This window comes from Streptomyces sp. NBC_01314 (assembly GCF_041435215.1).
Classification (GTDB): domain Bacteria; phylum Actinomycetota; class Actinomycetes; order Streptomycetales; family Streptomycetaceae; genus Streptomyces.
On sequence record NZ_CP108394.1, the window covers coordinates 5,806,525 to 5,826,213 of the forward strand.

Genomic DNA, 19,689 nt, shown 5'->3' on the forward strand with positions numbered 1-19,689 from the left:
CGTGAAACACCGCCCCACCCTCATGCGTTGCGGGATCAGTTCGTGCCGACTCGTGCCAACAGGTCCACGATCCGGGTCTGTACGTCGGTGCTCGTCGAGCGTTCCGCGAGGAAGAGGACCGTCTCCCCCGAGGCCAGGCGCGGAAGTTCGGACGGGTCGACGGCGGCGGTGTAGACGACGAGCGGGGTGCGGTTCAACTGGCCGTTCGTACGCAGCCAGTCGATGATTCCGGCCTGGCGGCGGTGCACCTGAAGCAGGTCCATCACCACGAGGTTGGGCCGCATCTGCGCGGCCAGCGTGACCGCGTCCGTGTCCGACGCGGCGCGCGCGACCTGCATGCCACGCCGTTCCAGCGTCGCGGTCAGGGCGAGCGCGATCTCCGCGTGCTCCTCGATGAGCAGCACGCGCGGTGGGTGCTGCTCGGAGTCACGCGGCGCGAGCGCCTTCAGCAGGATGGCCGGGTCGGCACCGTACGCCGCCTCCCGCGTCGCCTGGCCGAGCCCCGCCGTCACGAGGACGGGGACCTCGGCGGCCACGGCGGCCTGGCGCAGCGACTGGAGTGCCGTGCGGGTGATGGGCCCGGTCAGCGGGTCGACGAACAGGGCGGCCGGGTAGGCGGAGATCTGGGCGTCCACGTCCTCACGGGAGTTCACGATGACGGGCCGGTAGCCGCGGTCGCTCAGCGCCTGGTGGGTCGTCGCGTCCGGCGCGGGCCACACCAGCAGCCGGCGGGGGTTGTCCAGCGGCTCCGGCGGCAACTCGTCGTCCATCGGCTGTGGATGCGGCCGGTCAGGGACCTCCACCGCACCGCCGGGCCCGTCGAGCGGCTCGGGACCTTCGTCCGCGTTCACATCGGGCGCCCCTATGGCATACGACCGCCCGGCACCCTCGGTACGGCCCGTCAGCCGGGCCTGCCCGGCGAGGGACGGCTGCGGCGGGAGCGGAACCTGCCCGGCGAGGGACGGCTGCGCGGGCAACGGGGCCTGGCCGGCGAGCGAGGGCTGCGACACCTGCGCGGCTGCCTGGGCCTGAGGCGGGGTCTGGCCGGCGCCGATGCGGAGGCCGGTGCCGTTGGTCGGGGTGGACTGCGGGTGGGGGCGCGCGCCGGTCTCGGGGCGGTCGCCGGTCGGCTGGGGCGGTGTCCCGAGCTTCCGGCGCCTGCCGGAACCGCCGGGTTGGTTCGGGGCGGGCGTGGCTCCGGCCTGGGGCTGCGCCTGCGCGCCTGCCTGGACCTGCGCTTGCGCCTGGGGGCCGCCCTGGCGGGAGAACGGGACGCCCTGGCCGAGCGTCCGCACACTGATCGCCCGTTCGTGGGTGGAGCTGGGGTCGACGGGGGCGGGAGCGGGGGCCGGGTTCGTCGGCGTGGCCTGCGCCTGCGCCTGCGCCTGCGCCTGCGCCTGGGCCTGGGCCTGGGCGGCCGGGGCCGTGGCCTCGGCGGGCAACGGCTGCGCGGCGCGCGGCTGCTGCTGGACGGCGACCTCCGGCGGCAGCGGGGTTCCCGAGGAGGGGGTCGACTGAGGGGGCAGCGGCACCTGCGGAGGAGCTACGGGGATGCCGGCGCCGAAGGTCGCGTGGCGGGGGTCGGGCCAGGACTGGGCCTGGGGCGCGCCGGGGGCCGCACCCTGAGCGGGGACGGGCTGCTGGGTGCCGGGCACACCTTGGGCGGGTACGGGTTGGGCGGTGCCCTGGACCGGCTGTGCGCTCTGCACGGCCTGAACCCCTTGTACGCCCTGTACCCCCTGAACTCCCGGTACGAGGACGGACTGGCCGAGGGCGCCGACCTGCGCGGGCACCTGCTGCGGGCCACCGGGGGCCCCGTGCGGCGGGACGGCGCCCTGTGCGGCGACGTGTTGTCCGACCGCGGGCTGTCCGACGGCGGGCTGTCCGGGGCCGGCCTGGGCGGCAGCGGCCTGTGCGGCGAGAGCTTGCCCGGTGGCCGCCTGCCCGGGGAGGGCCTGCCCGACGGCTGCCTGGGTGGCGCCCCCGGGAACCCCCTGCGGAGCGACGGGCTGACCGGGAGCAGCGGCAACGGCGGCCTGGGAGGGTGGCACCTGCTGCGGGCCGCCTTGCACACCCTGGGCGGCAAGGGGCCGCGGGCCGCCCAGGACAGCCTGGGCGGACACGGGCTGCGCGGAGGCCATCGCTGCGCCCTGCGCGAGCACGGGCTGCCCCGGTCCTCCCTGAGCGAGTCCCGGCTGTCCCGGTACCTCCTGCGCGGGAGCACCCTGGGCGGACACCCCTTGCGCGGGCGCCATCATGGCTACGCCGTCACCCTGCCCGGGAGCGGGCTGTCGTACCGCCCGGCGGCGACCTGTCGGGGTGGGCACCGGGTGCGGCTGCGGCGGTGTGTGGTCGTCGGCCGGGCTGTGCGGCGCGGCGTCATGCCGACCGTCGTCGACACCACCGGCCGGGACCCCCGACACCTGTGCCGCGGCGGCCACTTGACCCACGCCGGGGACCTGCCCGGCACCGGCGGCCTGACCCCGACCCACGCCCGGGGCCTGCCCCGCAGCAGTGCCTTGAACGGCGCCGACGGCCTGGCCCGCGCCGACTACCTGACCCGCACCCGGGCCGACGACGCCACCCGGCGCCACCGCGCCGACCTGCGGGATCTGCTGCCCGATGTCACCGACCTGCTGTCCGATGCCGGCGGCGGGCACCGGCCCTCCGGCGAGCGCGGGTCCTCCGGTGGGGGGCACAACTCCCCCTGGCGGCACGGGTCCCGCAGCCTGCGCAGGCCCCCCGGCGGGAACCGGCTGTCCAGTGGGAAGCGGCTGCCCCGCAGCGGCAGGGACCAAGCCCCCGCCCGCGCCGACCGCACCCTGGCCGCCCTCACTGCCGTACCCCTCCACGCCCTGTACGGGCACGGCGGTTCCGGCAGGCAGAGGCAGAGGCAGAGGCAGAGGCAGAGGCAGAGGCAGAGGCATGGGCATGGGCATCGGCATGGGAGCGCCGGGCGCACCTGGCCCCGCGGCCAGGGGTACCGGACCGAGTCCGGCCGCCTGCGCGTACTCGGGCCCACGGTCGGCCTCGGCCGGCGGCAGCGCGAAGACGGCTCGCGCGCCCGGCTCGGGCGTGGCGGCGCGCTCCTCCGCGCTGGCGAGGGCGCGACGACGGCGTCCGGTGGGCTGCTGGGCGCCGGACGCCTCGCCGGAGCCGGCGTCGGCCGCGGTCTCCTCGGTGACCGGGCTCGGCGCTGCGGGCAGCGCCGGTGGCAGAGCGTTCTGCGCGGCGGGTTCCCGGCGGGCGCGCCGCCCGCCGGGTGCGGGCACACCCTGCGGCGGCACTGTCCCGCCCAGTCCGTTGGCGGCGGCAGCGGCACCCGCCGCGTGCTCGGCCGCCATGACGACCGCGCCCTCGGCGGCCACGGCCTCACCGCCGGCTTCGGCGGAGGTACCACGCCCACGCCGCCGCCCGGTACCCCCAGCGCCCTCGGCCTCGGCGCCCTGCGCGGGCACGGGGCCCTCCCCGGCACCGGCGGCCGAAACACCGTCCGCCGCACCAGCCGCGACCGCCGCCTCCTCCGCCCTGCGCCTGCGCCGCCCGGTCGGGGCGACAGCGCCCTCGGGGGCCTGGCTCTCGGGAGCGTCCTCGCTCTCCAGGAACGCGTCCACCGACGACCGCCGCGCACGCCTGCGTCCACCACCGACGGGGGCCTGCTCCGACAGGGCGACCTCGGCACCGGTGGCCATGGGTCCGGAGTCGGCCTCGGCGCCCGTCGCAACGGGCAGCGCCGCGGCGGGCATGGCCCCGGCACCGCCACCCAGCGGTACCTCCAGCACATACGCGCTGCCGCTCATCCCCGGCACCTCGACCGTCTGGAGCACACCACCGTGCGCCCGCACGATCCCCTGGACGATCGGCTGGTGCACCGGGTCTCCCCCGGCGTACGGTCCGCGCACCTCGATCCGGACGACCTCACCGCGCTGCGCGGCCGCCACGACGACCGTGTTGTCCATGTAGCCACCGGCGGACAGGGGCGCGTTGCCCGTCGCGTCGACACCGGCGACATCCGCGACGAGATGCGCGAGCGCGGTCGCGAGCCGCACCTGGTCCACCTCGGCCTCGATGGGCGGCGCGTGCACGGCGAACTGCACCCGACCCGGCCCGACCAGCTCCACGGCCCCGTCGACACCGGCCGCGACGACCGCGTCGAGCATGACGGCCGTACGCACGAGACCGTCCTCGCCCGTGTCGATCCGCTGGTAGCCGAGCACGTTGTCGATGAGCGTCGTGATCCGCGAGTACCCGGCGGTCAGGTGATGCAGCACCTGGTTGGCCTCGGGCCACAGCTGCCCGGCGTCGTCGGCGGCGAGCGTGCCCAGTTCACCGCGGAGTTGGTCGAGCGGGCCGCGCAGCGAGGTGCCCAGCACGGCGAGCAGCTGCTCGTGCCGTGCGGCCAGCGCCTCGTACCGGTCCTTCTCGCGCTCCCCGAGCGCCGCGTACCGCTCGTCGCCGGCGGCGAGCTCCTCGGCGTGCTGCTCGCTCAGCTCGGCCAGCTCGGCGGTGTGCTCCTCCCGGACGTTCGCGAGTTCCTCGGCGTGCTCCTTGGCGAGCCGCTCCAGCTCCTCCGCGTGCGTCTCGGCCTCGGAGTCCTTCTCCTCGGCGAGCTTGTCGTACGGCCGCCGGTCGGTGAACGTCATCACGGCACCGACGAGCTGATCCCCGTCACGCACCGGCGCGGTCGTCAGGTCGACCGACACCTTCTCGCCGTTCTTCGACCACAGCACCTGCCCGCGCACCCGGTGCTTGCGCCCGGACCGCAGGGTGTCCGCGAGCGGCGACTCGCCGTACGGGAAGGGAGCGCCGTCCTCGCGCGAGTGCAGCACGAGCGTGTGCAGCTCGCGTCCGCCGAGGTCGCTGGCCCGATAACCCAGTATCTGGGAGGCGGCCGGATTGACGAGGACGATCCGCCCGTCCGTGTCCGTCCCGACCACACCCTCGGACGCCGCCCGCAAAATCATCTCGGTCTGCCGTTGCGAACGTGCGAGTTCGGCCTCGGTGTCGACGGTGCCCGAAAGATCCCGTACGACCAGCATGAGCAGCTCGTCATTGGCAGAGCCGTAACCGTCGTACGCCTGCTGCCCGTTCTCCAGATTCGCGCTTGTGACCTCGACCGGGAACTCGCTGCCGTCGGTCCGGCGGGCGGTCATACGGGTCGGCTTGGTCCGTCCCGTCGGGTCCATGGTGTCGGGCCGCCGCATGGAGCCCGGGATGAGCCGGGAGTCGAACTCGGGCAGCAGGTCCAGCAACCCGCGCCCGACCAACGCGGTCCCGGGAGTCTCGAAGGCCTCCAGCGCGATCGTGTTGGCGTTGACGACGGTCCCATTGGCGTTGACCAGCACCAACGCGTCGGGAAGTGCGTCCAGTATGGCTGCGAGGCGAGCAGCGCCTCGGGATGGCCTGCTGCTCACGAGACGCTTCCTCCCTGTTACCGCACCTTGCCGACCACTGGGCCCGTGGCCATCTTGCCAACCGGCCCGCAACGTGTCACGCGAGGGAGTCTACGGGCAGAGGTTGCGCTCGCGACGCCGGATGAGAGGGAGGTCGCACACCGAACATACGGAGATGCCGTGACTGTACGAACGCGGATGCCGTGACCGTGCGTTTTGCCGGGCGGCCCCGGCGGCGGGACATATGTACGGGCTGTACACGGTCGCCGAGGGGACTGTCCGCGCCCCTCATCGGATGGCCGATTTCACCTGTTCCCTTCTTGCGCGACCTTCTTGCGCTCCCTTAGTACGCGCGATGTTCCCTTCTCACGCGTCTCAGGCGTCTTGCGCGCGGAGATCCGGCAGTACGGGCACCAGGGCGTCCCAGCGGGCGATCTCGCAGCCGTTCCCGCGGTCGAAGCGGGCGTCGACGCGACGCCCGGCCCAGGTCCCGGTGACGTGGGCGGTGGCCGGTCCGCCGTACTGCATCGTGCACACGGTCCCGGACCCGACCGGCGCGAACGGATCCTTCCCCCAGGTGGTTTTCCGGTCTAGCCGTCCGCACGCGTCACGCGCGTCCGGGTGGCTGCCTCCCTCGGGATGGCACCGCAGCTCGAACGTTCCGTCCGCCGTCCCGCGGGCATCCCGCACGGTGACGGTCAACCGGTCCCCGGGGCCGACGGTCGGGGCGGGCATGGGCAGCGCCGCCCGCGACACCGCCTCGGCGGCGTACGCGTCCGGCGCCACCGGCCCGAGCGTGCCGGCGGTGGCCGCGGCGAGCGAGGCGGCGGCGCCGAGGATCAGTCGGCCCAGGACGGCGGGGCGGCTGGGGGGCGCGGCGAGAGGGAGCGGGCGCGCGGCGGGAGTGTGGGCGGGAGACTGCGGGCGCGCGGTGGGAAGACTCTGCGACATGACCTGACTAACGCCACGTCCGGCCCGCGGTTGCGGCGCCGCGGGCCTCGTCCCAACACCGCCCCGTCCGCCCGTCGCACCGCTCCCGACGTGCCATACGGCTTTGCCCTGCGGCCTCTCCGCCTAGTACCGTGGGAGGCGATTGGTGACAGCCCACTCGGCTGTGTCATCATCTGCACGCACCATTCGCGCTCGCGCGGGCGGTTGTGCTGGAGGCGTCGCCTAGTCCGGTCTATGGCGCCGCACTGCTAATGCGGTTTGGGACTTCAATCCCATCGAGGGTTCAAATCCCTCCGCCTCCGCGCTTGATCACCGAAGCCCCGGTCCATCCGACCGGGGCTTCGTCGTTCCCGCCCTCGCTCCAAGAGCGCCCTCAGAAGGTGTTTTCCCAGGTCACAAGGGCTATGGATAACGGATTTCACATGGCGACGGCAGTCATGTAATGTTCTTCCTGTCGCCGCGAGCGGGCCGAAAGGGCCGGGGCCGGCAGAAAATAAAACAAGCACTCGTAGCTTAACGGATAGAGCATCTGACTACGGATCAGAAGGTTGCAGGTTCGAATCCTGCCGAGTGCACAGCAAGTCAGAGGCCCTGTGGATCATTCCACGGGGCCTCTGACTTTTGCCTTGCCAGCAGTGTTGACGGTTGTCGGAAGCCACCCTCGGGGGCGGGGTAGAGGACTATGGGGACGCCGTCCAGGCCGTCGTCATCGTTCGGCTTCTTGCCGTCACCTGTGTCTTCCTGAGCGTGTCCCCGACGCAGTCGAAGGCCGAACGCTGAGAGTCGAGCCGGACTAAGGCGTAAATGTCCATGGTTACCCGGATCGAACTGTAGCCGAGGACTTCCATGATCATGCGGGCGTCGGCTCCCTGCTCGTGGATGAGTGACGCGCAGGTGTGCCGCAGATCGTGAACCCGGACCTGCGCACGTCGGCCGGATGTTCAGGGCCTCGAAAGAGTGGTTCAGGTTGCGCGGCTCGTTAGGCGCCCCGTTCTTCGTGGTGAAAATCAGGTTGTGTCTGTGCTCTTCCACAGATGGGGCAGTCCGCACGGCCGCGGTGTCGCGCGGACCCGTCATCCGCTTCGCGTCCACTCCCCGCAAGCGCACCGAGCCGGCTTGTGACGGCCGTGACGGGAACGGATGCCTCGGTACTGGCCCGTGGTCGGTACTGGCCCGTGGTCGGCCGCGATGAGGAGCTCGCGTCCGACCGTCCGTGGGTCAGGAGCGCTCTCGGGCGGCTGGGGGGTTCAGGCAGAGCGCGATGTTCCGGACCGCGGCGGTGAGTTCCTCGATCACCCGGGCTGCCTGCTCCGCGTTGTGGAAGCCCGGGCGCACGGCCTGGGACAGGTCCAGTTTCTCCACCGTCTGGAGAGCCAGCCCGGCGCCCACGGCGGAGGGGGGCGCGGCATCGGGCGCGGGCGCCTCGGCCACGGGAAGGGACACGGGTACGGCGGGCCGGGCCGGCACGGCCGGGTCCGCCGTGGGTGCGCCGTAAGCAGAGGGTGCCATCCGGCGCGTCGGCTCGGAGAAGGCCGATGCCGGTCGGTCGGCTGGTCTCTCGCCGTTCTCCGGTTCCCCGCGGTACTCGTCGAACGGGGGGTGGAAGGTGCCGGAGCCGTCGGTCGCGCGGGCGCGTTCCTTCACGGCTGGTCGCATCGGCGCGAGCTGTGGGGCGGGCGGGCTCTGGGAGGTCTGCTGGACGGGCGGGACCAGCTCCGGCGCGTGACGAGTCCGGGGCACGAAGTGCTCGAAGTCCGGGAATGTCAGGGGCGTGGAGTGCGTGGAGGAGCGCGGGTTGTACTCGGTCTGCCACTGCATGCGGTAGCAGTCGACCTGGTCGGCGCAGGCGGTGCGGGCGTGGAAGACCGCGGTGTCCTCCTCCAGGTCCGGGTACCAGAGGTTAGGGCCGGGGAAGCGCACGGTCCGCACCCGGGGCTTGATCGGCTCGGCGCAGCCCATGCAGCAGTCCTCCGGCACAATGAGCGGGATGCCACCGCTCTGCTCGGGCCGGCGTGGACCGCCCTCCCAGCGGTACTCCCCGTGGTGGCAGGGCGGCAGCTCGCCGCAGGCGCGGCAGACGGCGTAATGTTCCGGGAGGACCTGCCAGTCGTGGCTGGCAGGGGCGCACCAGTGCTTGGGCGTGGACCGGGGGAGGTTCTCGTTGCGCAGTACCAGGACCACCGGGCGCTTGTAGAACTCGGAGCGCTCCGGTGCCGGCTTGACCACCTGGTTGTTGGCTCGCCACAGTTCGTTGGCGTGCCACCACAGCTCCACGTGGTCGCGCCAAGCCTTCTCGTAGGACTTCGGCCACGAGTCGCCCGTATAGCTGTTGATCTCCAGGATCCGCCAGGCCTGCCGGTCGAGTACCACGATGGAGCCGACCCGCAGTCGCAGATGTGTTCCGTTGTCATCCTCGTCCGGCCAGTCGTGCCGGCCGATACGGGTGGGCTGGTCTGGGAGCCACCTGCGAACCTGCATGTCACGCTCCTCGGCAACGAAACTTCATAGTTTCAACTGGGGCAGTGGCAACATTCTGAACATCCGGTCGTTCGCTTCGGTGTAGACACGCGCACGATGTTGACCGATGGCGACCGGAAACACTTTTCGTGCCACCGCTTCCTCCAGAAACGCCTTTCACCGGGCGTTTTCGCCACCATGGCCGTCACCGGATCCCGCCCTTCGGCGGACCTCGGGATAGCGGACCCATGCACGGGCGTCCGGCCTCGACGCATACCTGCACGTGTTGTGTGATGGCACTTCGGTCGCCGTCATCTGTACGTGTGCATCGCCCCCTCCCCTCCCACACCCGCCATCGAACCACCGTGCACCGCGCGTCGGGACCCCGTGGGGTGTACCCGCTCCGCCCCTGGTGGAGGCGGGGTGGGTTGCCCGAGCGGCCTGAGGAAACGGTCTCGAGAACCGTCGTATGGCGACGCGCCGTTCGAAGTTGACGGCAGCTCTGACGGCAACGACGGCATACAGACGCGCATGATCGCTAACCCGAGCGATCAGAACAGGAGGCCGTCGGCCCTCCTCATGGTGTGGTGCCCGATCCTACGGATCAGAAGGTTGCAGGTTCGAATCCTGCCGAGTGCACACAGGTGAGAGGCCCCGGAGAGATCCGGGGCTTCTTGCGTTTCAGGGGCGTACGGCAGCGAAGTACGGCAACCGTGACCCAAGGGGCGCGGCCGGCCCGCGGATAGGGTGTCCGCGCACGGCGACCGGGGGGTCGTGGCACTTGTGCGGCACGGGAGGGGCACATATGAAGATCAAGACCGGCGGAGCGGGACTCATGACCATGGTCCTGGCGGCACTGGTGGGATGCGGGGGCAGCCCAGCCGGGGGATCAGAGGACTCGACAGCTCCGGTTTCAGGTGCGCCGTCGTCGGCGCAAGCCCGTCTCTCTCCTGAGGATCTGCAGAGCCGATGGTGGACATGGGCGATGTCGGAACCCGAACGCACCAACCCGGTCGCTGACGAGGATGGCAGCGAGTGCGAGCGCAACCAGCCGCAGGACATGTGGTTCCTGGCGGGCACATTCGGCACTCAGGCCGAGCGCACCTGCAGCATCCCAGACGGGGTCCCTGTCGCGTTTCCCCTGGTGAACCAGATGGGCACCCCGGTGGACTGCGCAGCCTTCATGAGCACAGCCAAGGGGTCCGCAGTCCTGGACGGCAAGAAGGTCGACTCGGAAACCATCCGAGGAGAGACGATCTCTGTGCAGGGCGTCGCCGACAACCCCGTCACAGGCACGGGCGAGCGCTTCACGGCTACCGGGTGCGGCCTCTGGGTCCAGTTGCCCCCGCTGAAATCCGGGAAGCACACACTGACGATTCGCGGTCAGGCACAGGACTTCTCCGTTGGTGTGGACTACTCCCTGACCGTGGATGCGGCGTAGGCGAAAGGCGCGCGGGAGACCCTGAGTTCGGGGTCTCCCGGGAGAGCGGGTCTCGGCTACGGGATGCCCAGCCGGCGCCGACCATGGCTTCGGACAGCTTGCCCAGCGCCGGCCCGAACCTCGTCCTCGCTCGCTTCGGCGGAGACCTCCATCGTCGCTACTACCCGGGTGACAAGGGTGGTTGCCCGCCTGGCGATTGCTACAACCCTTGTCCGTCCGGAGGTTGCCGGTAGGGCGCAAGAGCCCCCGCGCCGGTGTCGAGTCGTACGAAAGTGCCGATGTTCGTGGTCATCGGGATCGAGTTGTGACCAAGGATCTCCTTGATCGTGCGGGCGTCGGCAGGGCGTTCCTTTCTTCGGTGCGGCGATCAACAGCTCACCGCGTCGCAGGCCGACGCGGACCGCCGGCTCGTACGCGGCCCACAGCCGGTCGTCCCGAGGAGTTGCGAGGAGCTGACCTCCTTCCTTCGCTGTGAGCGGTTCGATCTCGCGTTTCGTGCCCATGCCCAGCTCCAAGTTCCGGGTCACGTTCCGGGTCACGTTGCGGGGGAGCTTGCCGCGGGGTGGATCGACCTCACGCACGGCGTGCTGGAAGGCGGCACGAAGGATCGCCGGCCGGAAGCGCACGGTCCGGTCGGGCGTGCCCACAGGGCTCCGACGTGCGCGTTTCACAGCACGGTGCCGGTGTGTCGAATCCTGCCGCGTGCACATCGACCGGGGGTCCCGGAAAGATCCGGGGCCCTCGGCGGTGGTGCTGACCGCCGGTCGGCGGGAGGGCTTGGAGGCGGTCGGCGGAGTGGCTGGGGTCGGCACGCGGCGGACGGCCGGATACGAGTGGGCGCATACTGGTCGAGATGACAAAGCCAGGTGCACCGAAGCGCTATTTGCCCACCAGTCCCTTCAAGGCCCCGGTCGCCCCGCCTCCCAAGCACTTCGCGGTGGGCGACCAGGTCACGCACGACATGTACGGCCTCGGCCGGGTGATCGGCATCGAGGACGGGATCGCCGCTCTCGTCGATTTCGGATCGGCGCGACAGCGGATCTTGAGCCCGTACACCAAGATGAGCAAGCTGTAGGACCAGGACAAAGACCAGGACCAGAGCCAGGACCGAACCCGGGTCAGGGCCGAACCCGGGTCAGGGCCAGGACCGACGGCAGGTTTCGCTCCCGAGGGGGCGCGTCCTGTCATGCCGTTCTGCCACACCACGTCACGCCCCCGTCCCGCCTTGCCGACGCGGCATCGCCGCCTCCGACGACGACGAACCTCGTTCAGATCCCGGGACAGCCGGGCGGAGGCGTTGTCAGTGGTGCCCTCTAATGTCGTGAGGGATGGCACGCGTGTGGAGATGTACGGGGCTGCGGTGGGGTGCGGACGGGCCGCTGTTGCAGTGGGCGGGCGGGCGCGCGAGCCCGTTGTCGCGGGGGAAGCCGGTGGCCTTCGGGGTCGTGGGCGAGGGGCGGCGGACGTGCGTCGGGGCTCGGGGGAACCCCTGTCCGGTGCGTGCCGGGGTGCCGGGGCGGAGTACCGGCGCTCGGTGTGAGGAGTGCGCGCGGCTCGACCGGGCCCATTCCGTGGCTGCCGACACGATCGCCGATGATCCGCGGCCGTATCACGTGTACCTCGCGTGGTTCGGGCCCGGAATGGTGAAGGTGGGAATCACGGCGGTCGAGCGGGGGTCGGCGCGGCTGCTGGAGCAGGGGGCGGTCTCCTTCGGGTGGCTCGGGCGGGGGCCACTGATGGCCGCGCGGCGGGCGGAGGAGGTGCTGCGGACCGCGCTCAAGGTGCCCGATCGGATTCCGTACGCCGAGAAGCGGCTCGTGCGGGCCTGCCTGCCGGTCGAGGAGGAGCGGGTCGGCGAGCTGGCGGTGCTGCACGGGCGGGCCCTGGGGCTCGCGGGGTGGCCCGAGTCGTTGGAGCCCGTGCCTTTCCGAGCGGTCGATCACTTCGAGGTGTTCGGCCTGGACGGGTTGCCGGCCGCGGACGGGGTGGTGAGCGAGCTGGTCGTGGGTGGGGCTGTGGGCGGTCAGGTCCTCGCCGTCGCCGGGCCCGATGTGCATCTGGTCACCGGTCGAGGGGTCGTCGTTCTCGATACGCGCCTCATGACCGGCTGGGAGCTGACCGCTCCCGTCGGCGAGGGTGCCCGTGACGCCCTCACCGTGCCCGTACGGGAGGTGAAAAGCCCACGGGGCGCAGGGGACGGGAGCGTGCAGGACGGGCTGTTCTGAGGCGCCTTGGCGGTGGTGCGCGGTGGTGCGCGGTGGGGCGCGGTGCACAGGCACGGCGGGTAAAGACTTCGATCCCTTTTGCTTCCCGTCCGGAAAGGGTGTGGACGTCGGTCGCGGACTGGCCCGAGAGTGATGCCATGAGTGATCAGCGGATAGCACCTGACGGAGCACTTGACGGAGCGCCTGGTGGAGCACGTGACGCCGCACGTGGCGAGGCGAGTGGCCACGCGCCGGACAACGCGGCCGTCGTCGCGCCCGTCCCCGCCCATGAGCCCCCGTACTACGCCGTCGTCTTCACCTCCACACGCACCGACGACCAGAGCGGGTACGGGGAGACCGCCGAGCGGATGGAGGAGCTGGTGAAGGGTGTGCCCGGGTTCCTCGGGATGGATCAAGCTCATACGCCCGGCGGGCCGGCCATCACCGTGGGGTACTTCCGGGATGCCGAAGCCGTCGCGGAGTGGCGGGCCGATGTCGAGCACCGTGCGGCGCAGGCCCGGGGGCGGGCCGAGTGGTACGAGAGCTACACACTGCACATCGCCAAGGTCGAGCGGAGTCACAGCTTCGTGAGAGGGGGAGGCGAAGCATGACGGCGCTTGCGTAAAGGCAGGGTCAGAGCAGGGGCGCGGGGAGGGTTTCCCGTGGCCGCGAAGCTGTGGGCTCGCGGTGGGGCAGCCTGGGAAACGCCGTGCGAACGATGAGGAACGTGCTGGTCGGCGAGGGTGCTGTCCGAGAAGTCGGGGATCTACCCAGGGGTTGCCTGAGAGGCTCCTGTGTGTTTCTCAGAAAAATCACAGGTTCCGGAAAGGGTGTTCTCAGGAGTCCCCGACAAGGTGTCCAGCATGACCACGACCTCGCCCCAGGGGCGCACCGAACTGCTGAGGCCGGACGGGAGCCCCGTCCGAGTGCTTGTGGTGGACGACGAGCTGTCGATCACCGAACTGCTGTCCATGGCCCTGCGCTATGAGGGATGGCAGATCCGGAGTGCGGGGGACGGCACGGGTGCCCTCCAGACCGCCCGGGACTTCCGGCCCGACGCCGTCGTCCTCGACATGATGCTGCCCGACATGGACGGGCTGACCGTCCTCGGGCGGCTGCGGCGCGAGCTGCCCGAGGTGCCTGTGCTCTTTCTCACCGCGAAGGACGCGGTCGAGGACCGGATCGCCGGGCTCACCGCCGGCGGTGACGACTACGTCACCAAGCCGTTCAGTCTCGAAGAGGTCGTCGCCCGGCTGCGCGGGCTCATCCGCCGCTCCGGTGCCGCCGACCGCCGCTCCGACTCCGTGCTCGTCGTCGGGGACCTCATGCTCGACGAGGACAGCCACGAGGTGTCGCGCGGCGGGGCGAACATCCACCTCACCGCCACCGAGTTCGAACTGCTGCGGTTCCTCATGCGGAACCCGCGGCGGGTGCTCAGCAAGGCGCAGATACTCGACCGTGTCTGGTCGTACGACTTCGGTGGCCAGGCCAACGTGGTCGAGCTGTACATCTCGTATCTGCGGCGGAAGATCGACGCCGGGCGCGAGCCGATGATCCACACCCGTCGTGGGGCCGGTTACCTGATCAAGCCCGCCGCGTCATGAGCGGGCGACGACGGACGCGTACGCAGAGGCAGCCGAAGCTGGGGCGAGGGCGTGGACGACAGCCGCGCACGCTGCGTACGCGGCTCGTCGTCTCCGCGGTGGCGTTGATCGCGGTGGTGTGTGCGGTCATCGGAACGGTGACGACGGTCGCGCTGAGCGAGCACCTGTACGACCAACTGGCGACCAATGTCGAAGAGATCGCCAAGCGCACCGATGGGCCCAAGGGGCCGGGCGGCGGGCTGCCCGGGGCGCCGGGCAGCACCAGGACCGTCACCCTGACGACGGATCAGAAACTCCAGTTCGTCACGAAGGGCGGTTCGCCGGAGTACACGATCGGTGCCCTCGTGGAGAACGGGACCATCGCCAAGGGCGTCGTCGGCGAGCTGGCGACCTCCGACACCACCGGGCAGCCGGACATGACGGCCGTCACGCTGAGCGAGGCGGACCTCGCCGCGCTCGCCGAGGTCTCGCACGACGGCAACGCACACAGGGTCAGCCTTCCCGACCAGGGCGATTACCTGGTTCAGTACAAGTCCAACCATGACGGCGACACGTTCTACGTGGGCCTGCCCACCGACTCCGTCACCAAGACCCTCAGTACCCTCATCGTCGTCGAACTCAGCGTCACCGGCGCCGGTCTCGTCGCCGCGGGCATCGCCGGTTCCGTGCTCGTCGGGGTCGCCCTGCGGCCGTTGCGCAAGGTCGCCTCCACCGCGACTCGCGTGTCCGAGCTGCCTCTGCACACCGGTGAAGTGACCCTCAACGAGCGGGTTCCGGCCTCCGAGACCGACCCGCACACCGAGGTCGGCCAGGTCGGAGCCGCGCTCAACCGGATGCTCAATCACATCCACGGCGCCCTGCACTCGCGGCAGGAGAGCGAGACGCGCGTACGGCAGTTCGTCGCGGACGCCAGTCATGAGCTGCGGACGCCCCTCGCGTCCATTCGTGGTTACGCCGAACTGACCAGGCGCGGCAGGGAGGAGATCGGGCCCGACACCCGGCACGCGCTCGGGCGGATCGAGTCCGAGTCCGCGCGGATGACCATGCTCGTCGAGGATCTGCTGCTGCTCGCGCGGCTCGACGCCGGACGGCCGCTGCAGTTCGAGCAGACCGACCTCATCCCCCTCGTCGTGGACACCGTCAGCGACGCGCGTGTCGCCGGGCGGAGCCACAACTGGCGGCTCGACCTGCCGGACATCCCCGCGCTCGTCTCGGCCGACGCGGCACGGCTTCAGCAGGTGCTCGTCAACCTGCTGGCGAACGCCCGTACGCATACGCCCCCCGGTACGACCGTCACCGCGCGTGTCCAGCGGCGTGGGCCGTGGATGTGCGTCGATGTCGAGGACGACGGGCAGGGCATCCCGGAGGAGTTGCTGCCGCACGTGTTCGAGCGGTTCGCGCGAGGCGACTCGTCGCGGTCCAGGGCGTCCGGGTCGACCGGGCTCGGGCTCGCCATCGTGCAGGCCGTGGCCGACGCGCACGGCGGTGCCGTGACCGTCGACAGCGTGCCCGGCAGGACGGTCTTCACGGTGCATCTGCCGGCCATCGGACGGGACGTGCCGCCGCTCGACGACGCCGCGAACTGGCAGCTCGACGACGCGCACTACGACGGCGAGCACGACGGCGAGTTCGACGGAAACGACTTGGTGACCGGCGCAACAAGCTGGCAATCGGACTCACAGGCACAGCACAGTGTGAGCACACGGGCATAACAGAGCGGCTCGCGAATGTGGTTGTCATGCGAACCGACTCTTCTCCCGGCACCCTGCCGGCGCGGGAGCACCTCCCGGCCGGAAACGCCGGTACGCCTGTCCTGGACGTAGTGATCCCCGTCTACAACGAGGAGAAGGACCTCCAGCCGTGCGTGCTCAGACTGCACGAGCACCTCGCGCGCACGTTCCCGTACGCCTTCCGCATCACGATCGCGGACAACGCGTCCACGGACACCACCCCGCAGGTGGCCGCGCGGCTGGAGACGGAACTCCCGGAGGTCAGGTCCTTCCGGCTGGAGCAGAAGGGGCGCGGGCGGGCCCTGCGGACCGTGTGGTCCGCGTCCGACGCGCCGGTCCTCGCCTACATGGACGTGGACCTGTCCACCGACCTGAACGCCCTGCTGCCGCTGGTGGCCCCGCTGATCTCCGGTCACTCGGACCTCGCGATCGGCTCCCGGCTCGCCCGCTCCTCACGGGTGGTGCGCGGCACCAAACGGGAGTTCATCAGCCGGGCGTACAACCTGATCCTGCGCGGCTCGCTCCAGGCCCGCTTCTCGGACGCGCAGTGCGGGTTCAAGGCGATACGCCGGGACGTCGCCCAGGTGCTGCTGCCCCTGGTCGAGGACACCGGGTGGTTCTTCGACACCGAGATGCTGGTGCTCGCGGAGCGGGCGGGGCTGCGGATCCACGAGGTGCCCGTCGACTGGGTCGACGACCCGAACTCGACCGTCCACATCGTGAAGACGGCGACCGACGACCTCAAGGGTGTGTGGCGGGTCGGCAAGGCCCTCGCCTCCGGATCGGTCGCGCTGGACCGGCTCGCCCGGCCGTTCGGGGACGACCCCCGGGACCGTGAGATCCAGGACGTGCCGCGCGGCCTCGCCCGCCAACTCCTCGGCTTCTGCGTCGTCGGCGGCCTCTCCACCCTCTTCTACCTGCTCCTCTACAGCGGCTTCCGGACCTTCTCGGGGTCGCAGACCGCCAACGCGCTCGCCCTGCTGGTCTCGGCGGTCGCCAACACGGCGGCCAACCGGCGCCTGACCTTCGGCGTGCGCGGCCGCAGCGGTGCGGTCAAGCACCAGGCGCAGGGGCTGGTGGTGTTCGGTATCGGCCTGGCCCTCACCAGCGGTTCGCTGGCCGCCCTGAACGCGGCGACCTCCGACCCCGCGCACTCCACGGAACTGGCGGTCCTCGTCGCCGCCAACCTCGCGGCGACGGTGCTGCGGTTCCTGCTCTTCCGGGCGTGGGTGTTCCCGGACCGCACCTCCGAGTCGCACGACTTCGGATCGCCCGACGCAGGGTCACCCACTCCGTCTTCCGCTCCGGGCTCAACGGTCGTCGCCTCGCACCAGCCCGCCCACGCGGCGTCGCCCGCGTACACGACGTCGATGGGGGTGCGTCCCGGTCAGCCCGGCCCTTACGGCCACCAGGACCGGTTCCACCCGATGTCGCAGCGCCCTACGGCGCCCCAGACCCCATATGCCCACGCCCCGTACGAGAACGCCCCGTACGAGAACACCCCGTACACCACGACCCAGTTCCGCGCCGGTGAAGCCGCGGACCGCACCTGGGGGGACGCGACCATGCAGATGCGGCCGGTGCGCCCGCACGATCAGGATTCGAGGAACGCACGATGACCACGCAGTTCGAGACGACGAGCCGGCCGGGGGGTCCGGGCCCCGGGTGGGATCCGTCGACGACGGCCCACCAGGGACCGGTGGTCCCGGAGGCGCCCGCCGAGCCCCCGGCCCCCGGAGCCGGTGAACCCGGGCAGCCCTTCGCGAAGCGGCTGTGGAGAGGCAGGCCCGAGGACAACAGCTGGATTCGCCCCGGCTTCCTCCTCACCCTGCTGCTCATCGGTGGCCTCTACACCTGGAACCTCACGGCCTCCGGCTACGCCAACTCCTTCTACTCGGCGGCCGTGCAGGCGGGCAGCCAGTCCTGGAAGGCCTTCTTCTTCGGCTCGCTGGACTCCGCCAACGCCATCACCGTCGACAAGCCCCCGGCCTCGCTGTGGCCGATGGCGTTGTCGGTGCGGCTCTTCGGCCTCAACTCCTTCGCGATCCTGTTCCCGCAGGTCCTGATGGCCGTGGCCACCGCCGGGGTGCTGTGGGCGGCCGTACGCCGTCGCTTCAACGCCACGGCCGGCTTCATCACCATGGCGGTGTTCGCGCTCACGCCCGTCGCCGCGCTGATGTTCCGCTTCAACAACCCGGACGCGGCCCTCGCGCTGCTGATGGCCGCCGCGGTCTACTGCACACAGCGCGCCATGGAGAAGGCGCAGACGAAGTGGCTGGTCTGGGCGGGTGTCGCCATCGGCGTCGCCTTCCTGGTCAAGACCCTGCAGGCCTTCCTGATCCTGCCGCCCCTGGCGATCGTGTACGCCGTCCTCGCGCCGGCCTCGGTGAAGAGGCGGATCAGCCAGGTGCTGCTCGCGGGGCTCGCGATGGTCGTCGCCGGTGGCTGGTGGGTGGCGATCGTGGAGCTGTGGCCCGCGTCCTCCCGCCCGTACATCGGCGGCTCGCAGAACAACTCCTTCCTTGAACTGACCTTCGGCTACAACGGTCTCGGCCGTATCAACGGCGAGGAGACCGGCAGCGTCGGCGGTGGCGGAGGCGGCGGTGGCGGCAACTGGGGCGAGACCGGCTGGGACCGGATGTTCAGCTCCTCCATCGGCGGCCAGATCTCCTGGCTGATCCCGGCCGCGCTGATCCTGCTGGGCGCCGCGATCTGGGCCACCCGGAAGCTGAAGCGCACGGACACCACCCGTGCGGACTTCCTCCTCTGGGGCGGCGCGCTGCTGATCACCATGGTGGTCTTCAGCTTCATGCAGGGCATCTTCCACGAGTACTACACCGTGGCCCTGGCCCCCTACATCGCGCCGCTGATCGGTATGGGCGCGGCTCTGCTCCGGGACCGGCGGACCGAGCTCTGGGCGTCGATCACCATGGCGGCCGCCATGACGGCCACGGCCGTCTGGGGTTACGTCCTCCTCAACCGTTCCTCCGACTACCTGCCCTGGCTCAAGTGGGTCGTCCTCGTCGGCGGCCTGGTCGCCGCGCTCGGCCTGGTCTTCGTGGCCAGGCTCGGCCGGCAGCTGGCCCTGGCGGTCGTGGGCCTGAGCTTCGTCACCGCGGTGGCGGGCCCGACGGCGTACACGCTCACCACGCTGGGCGAGGGCCACACCGGCTCGATCGTCACGGCCGGTCCGTCCGTCCAGGGCGGCCGGGGCGGTGGTCCCGGCGGCGGTGGCGGCATGGGCGGCGGTCCTGGTGGCGGCGGTGGCGGTATGCCGGGCCAGAACAACCAGCAGGGCAACGGCCAGAACCAGCAGGGCGGCCAGAACGGCCAGAACGGCAACGGTCGGACGGGCCAGCCCCCGACCGGCGGCTTCGGCGGCGGCCAGAACAACCAGCAGGGCCAGAACAGTCAGCAGGGCCAGGGCCAGGGCCAGAACAGTCAGGGTCAGCAGAACGGCAACGGCCAGACCCGGAACGGTGACGGCGGTGGCATGGGTGGCGGCGGCGGTGGCGGAATGGGTGGCCTGATCAGCGGCACCTCCGTCAGCGACGAGGCCAAGGAACTGCTGGAGAAGAACGCCGGGGACTACACCTGGGCCGGCGCCGCCATCGGCGCCCAGAACGCGGCGAGCTACCAGCTCTCCACCGGCGACCCGGTCATGGCGATCGGTGGCTTCAACGGCACCGACCCGTCCCCGACCCTCGCGGAGTTCAAGAAGTACGTGGAGGCCGGCAAGATCCACTACTTCATCGCCGGCGGAGGCGGCGGCATGGGCGGCAGCAGCGACGGCACCTCCTCGCAGATCACCTCCTGGGTCCAGGAGAACTTCGAGTCGGTGACGGTCGACGGCACGACGTTCTACGACCTCACGCAGGCCAAGTAGCCAAGGCCGCGGTGTGAGCGGGG

At 71.1% G+C, this 19,689-nt stretch carries 12 protein-coding genes and 2 tRNA genes; 10 read left to right on the forward strand and 4 right to left on the reverse strand.

What is annotated here, in order from left to right; genetic code table 11:
* Positions 1–35: 35 nt before the first annotated feature.
* Both OG622_RS25445 and OG622_RS25450 read right to left on the reverse strand, forming a co-directional pair.
* A complete protein-coding gene (locus OG622_RS25445; protein WP_371578938.1) occupies positions 36–5,414 on the reverse strand; it encodes a PAS domain-containing protein in 5,379 nt (1,792 codons plus the stop codon).
* Positions 5,415–5,768: 354 nt separating this feature from the next.
* Entirely contained in the window at positions 5,769–6,344 is a 576-nt protein-coding gene (locus OG622_RS25450) for an SSI family serine proteinase inhibitor (protein ID WP_371578939.1), read from the reverse strand.
* 211 nt (positions 6,345–6,555) lie between these two features.
* On the opposite strand from OG622_RS25450, the gene OG622_RS25455 reads away from it, so the two are divergent.
* Both OG622_RS25455 and OG622_RS25460 read left to right on the forward strand, forming a co-directional pair.
* Positions 6,556–6,646: transfer RNA gene (locus OG622_RS25455), tRNA-Ser, on the forward strand.
* Between the two features lie 200 nt (positions 6,647–6,846).
* Positions 6,847–6,919: transfer RNA gene (locus OG622_RS25460), tRNA-Arg, on the forward strand.
* Between the two features lie 105 nt (positions 6,920–7,024).
* Here OG622_RS25460 and OG622_RS25465 read toward each other — a convergent pair.
* Both OG622_RS25465 and OG622_RS25470 read right to left on the reverse strand, forming a co-directional pair.
* On the reverse strand, positions 7,025–7,249 hold the full coding sequence (locus tag OG622_RS25465) for a hypothetical protein (protein ID WP_371584213.1): 225 nt from the start codon (positions 7,247–7,249) through the stop codon (positions 7,025–7,027).
* A gap of 313 nt (positions 7,250–7,562) precedes the next feature.
* On the reverse strand, positions 7,563–8,822 hold the full coding sequence (locus OG622_RS25470) for a hypothetical protein (protein ID WP_371578940.1): 1,260 nt from the start codon (positions 8,820–8,822) through the stop codon (positions 7,563–7,565).
* A 784-nt stretch (positions 8,823–9,606) separates the two neighbouring features.
* Here OG622_RS25470 and OG622_RS25475 point away from each other — a divergent pair.
* From OG622_RS25475 to OG622_RS25510, 8 genes are all read left to right on the forward strand, one after another.
* Positions 9,607–10,242, forward strand: coding sequence for a signal protein (locus OG622_RS25475; protein WP_371578941.1), 636 nt, complete (start codon positions 9,607–9,609; stop codon positions 10,240–10,242).
* A gap of 853 nt (positions 10,243–11,095) precedes the next feature.
* Positions 11,096–11,317, forward strand: a complete 222-nt coding sequence (locus OG622_RS25480; protein WP_013002359.1) for a hypothetical protein — start codon at positions 11,096–11,098, stop codon at positions 11,315–11,317.
* Between the two features lie 253 nt (positions 11,318–11,570).
* The gene (locus OG622_RS25485; RefSeq protein ID WP_371578942.1) at positions 11,571–12,467 is read left to right on the forward strand and encodes a DUF2797 domain-containing protein; all 897 of its coding nucleotides are present in this window, start codon (positions 11,571–11,573) and stop codon (positions 12,465–12,467) included.
* A gap of 137 nt (positions 12,468–12,604) precedes the next feature.
* On the forward strand, positions 12,605–13,057 hold the full coding sequence (locus tag OG622_RS25490; RefSeq protein WP_371578943.1) for an antibiotic biosynthesis monooxygenase: 453 nt from the start codon (positions 12,605–12,607) through the stop codon (positions 13,055–13,057).
* 252 nt (positions 13,058–13,309) lie between these two features.
* Positions 13,310–14,050, forward strand: coding sequence for a response regulator transcription factor (locus OG622_RS25495; RefSeq protein ID WP_020115793.1), 741 nt, complete (start codon positions 13,310–13,312; stop codon positions 14,048–14,050).
* Entirely contained in the window at positions 14,047–15,762 is a 1,716-nt protein-coding gene (locus OG622_RS25500; protein ID WP_371578944.1) for an ATP-binding protein, read from the forward strand. The genes OG622_RS25495 and OG622_RS25500 overlap by 4 nt, the downstream gene beginning before the upstream one ends.
* Before the next feature lie 26 nt (positions 15,763–15,788).
* A complete protein-coding gene (locus OG622_RS25505; protein WP_371578945.1) occupies positions 15,789–17,399 on the forward strand; it encodes a glycosyltransferase in 1,611 nt (536 codons plus the stop codon).
* Positions 17,396–19,666, forward strand: a complete 2,271-nt coding sequence (locus OG622_RS25510) for an ArnT family glycosyltransferase (RefSeq protein WP_371578946.1) — start codon at positions 17,396–17,398, stop codon at positions 19,664–19,666. Before OG622_RS25505 ends, OG622_RS25510 begins: the two co-directional genes overlap by 4 nt.
* The last annotated feature ends 23 nt before the right edge of the window (positions 19,667–19,689 follow it).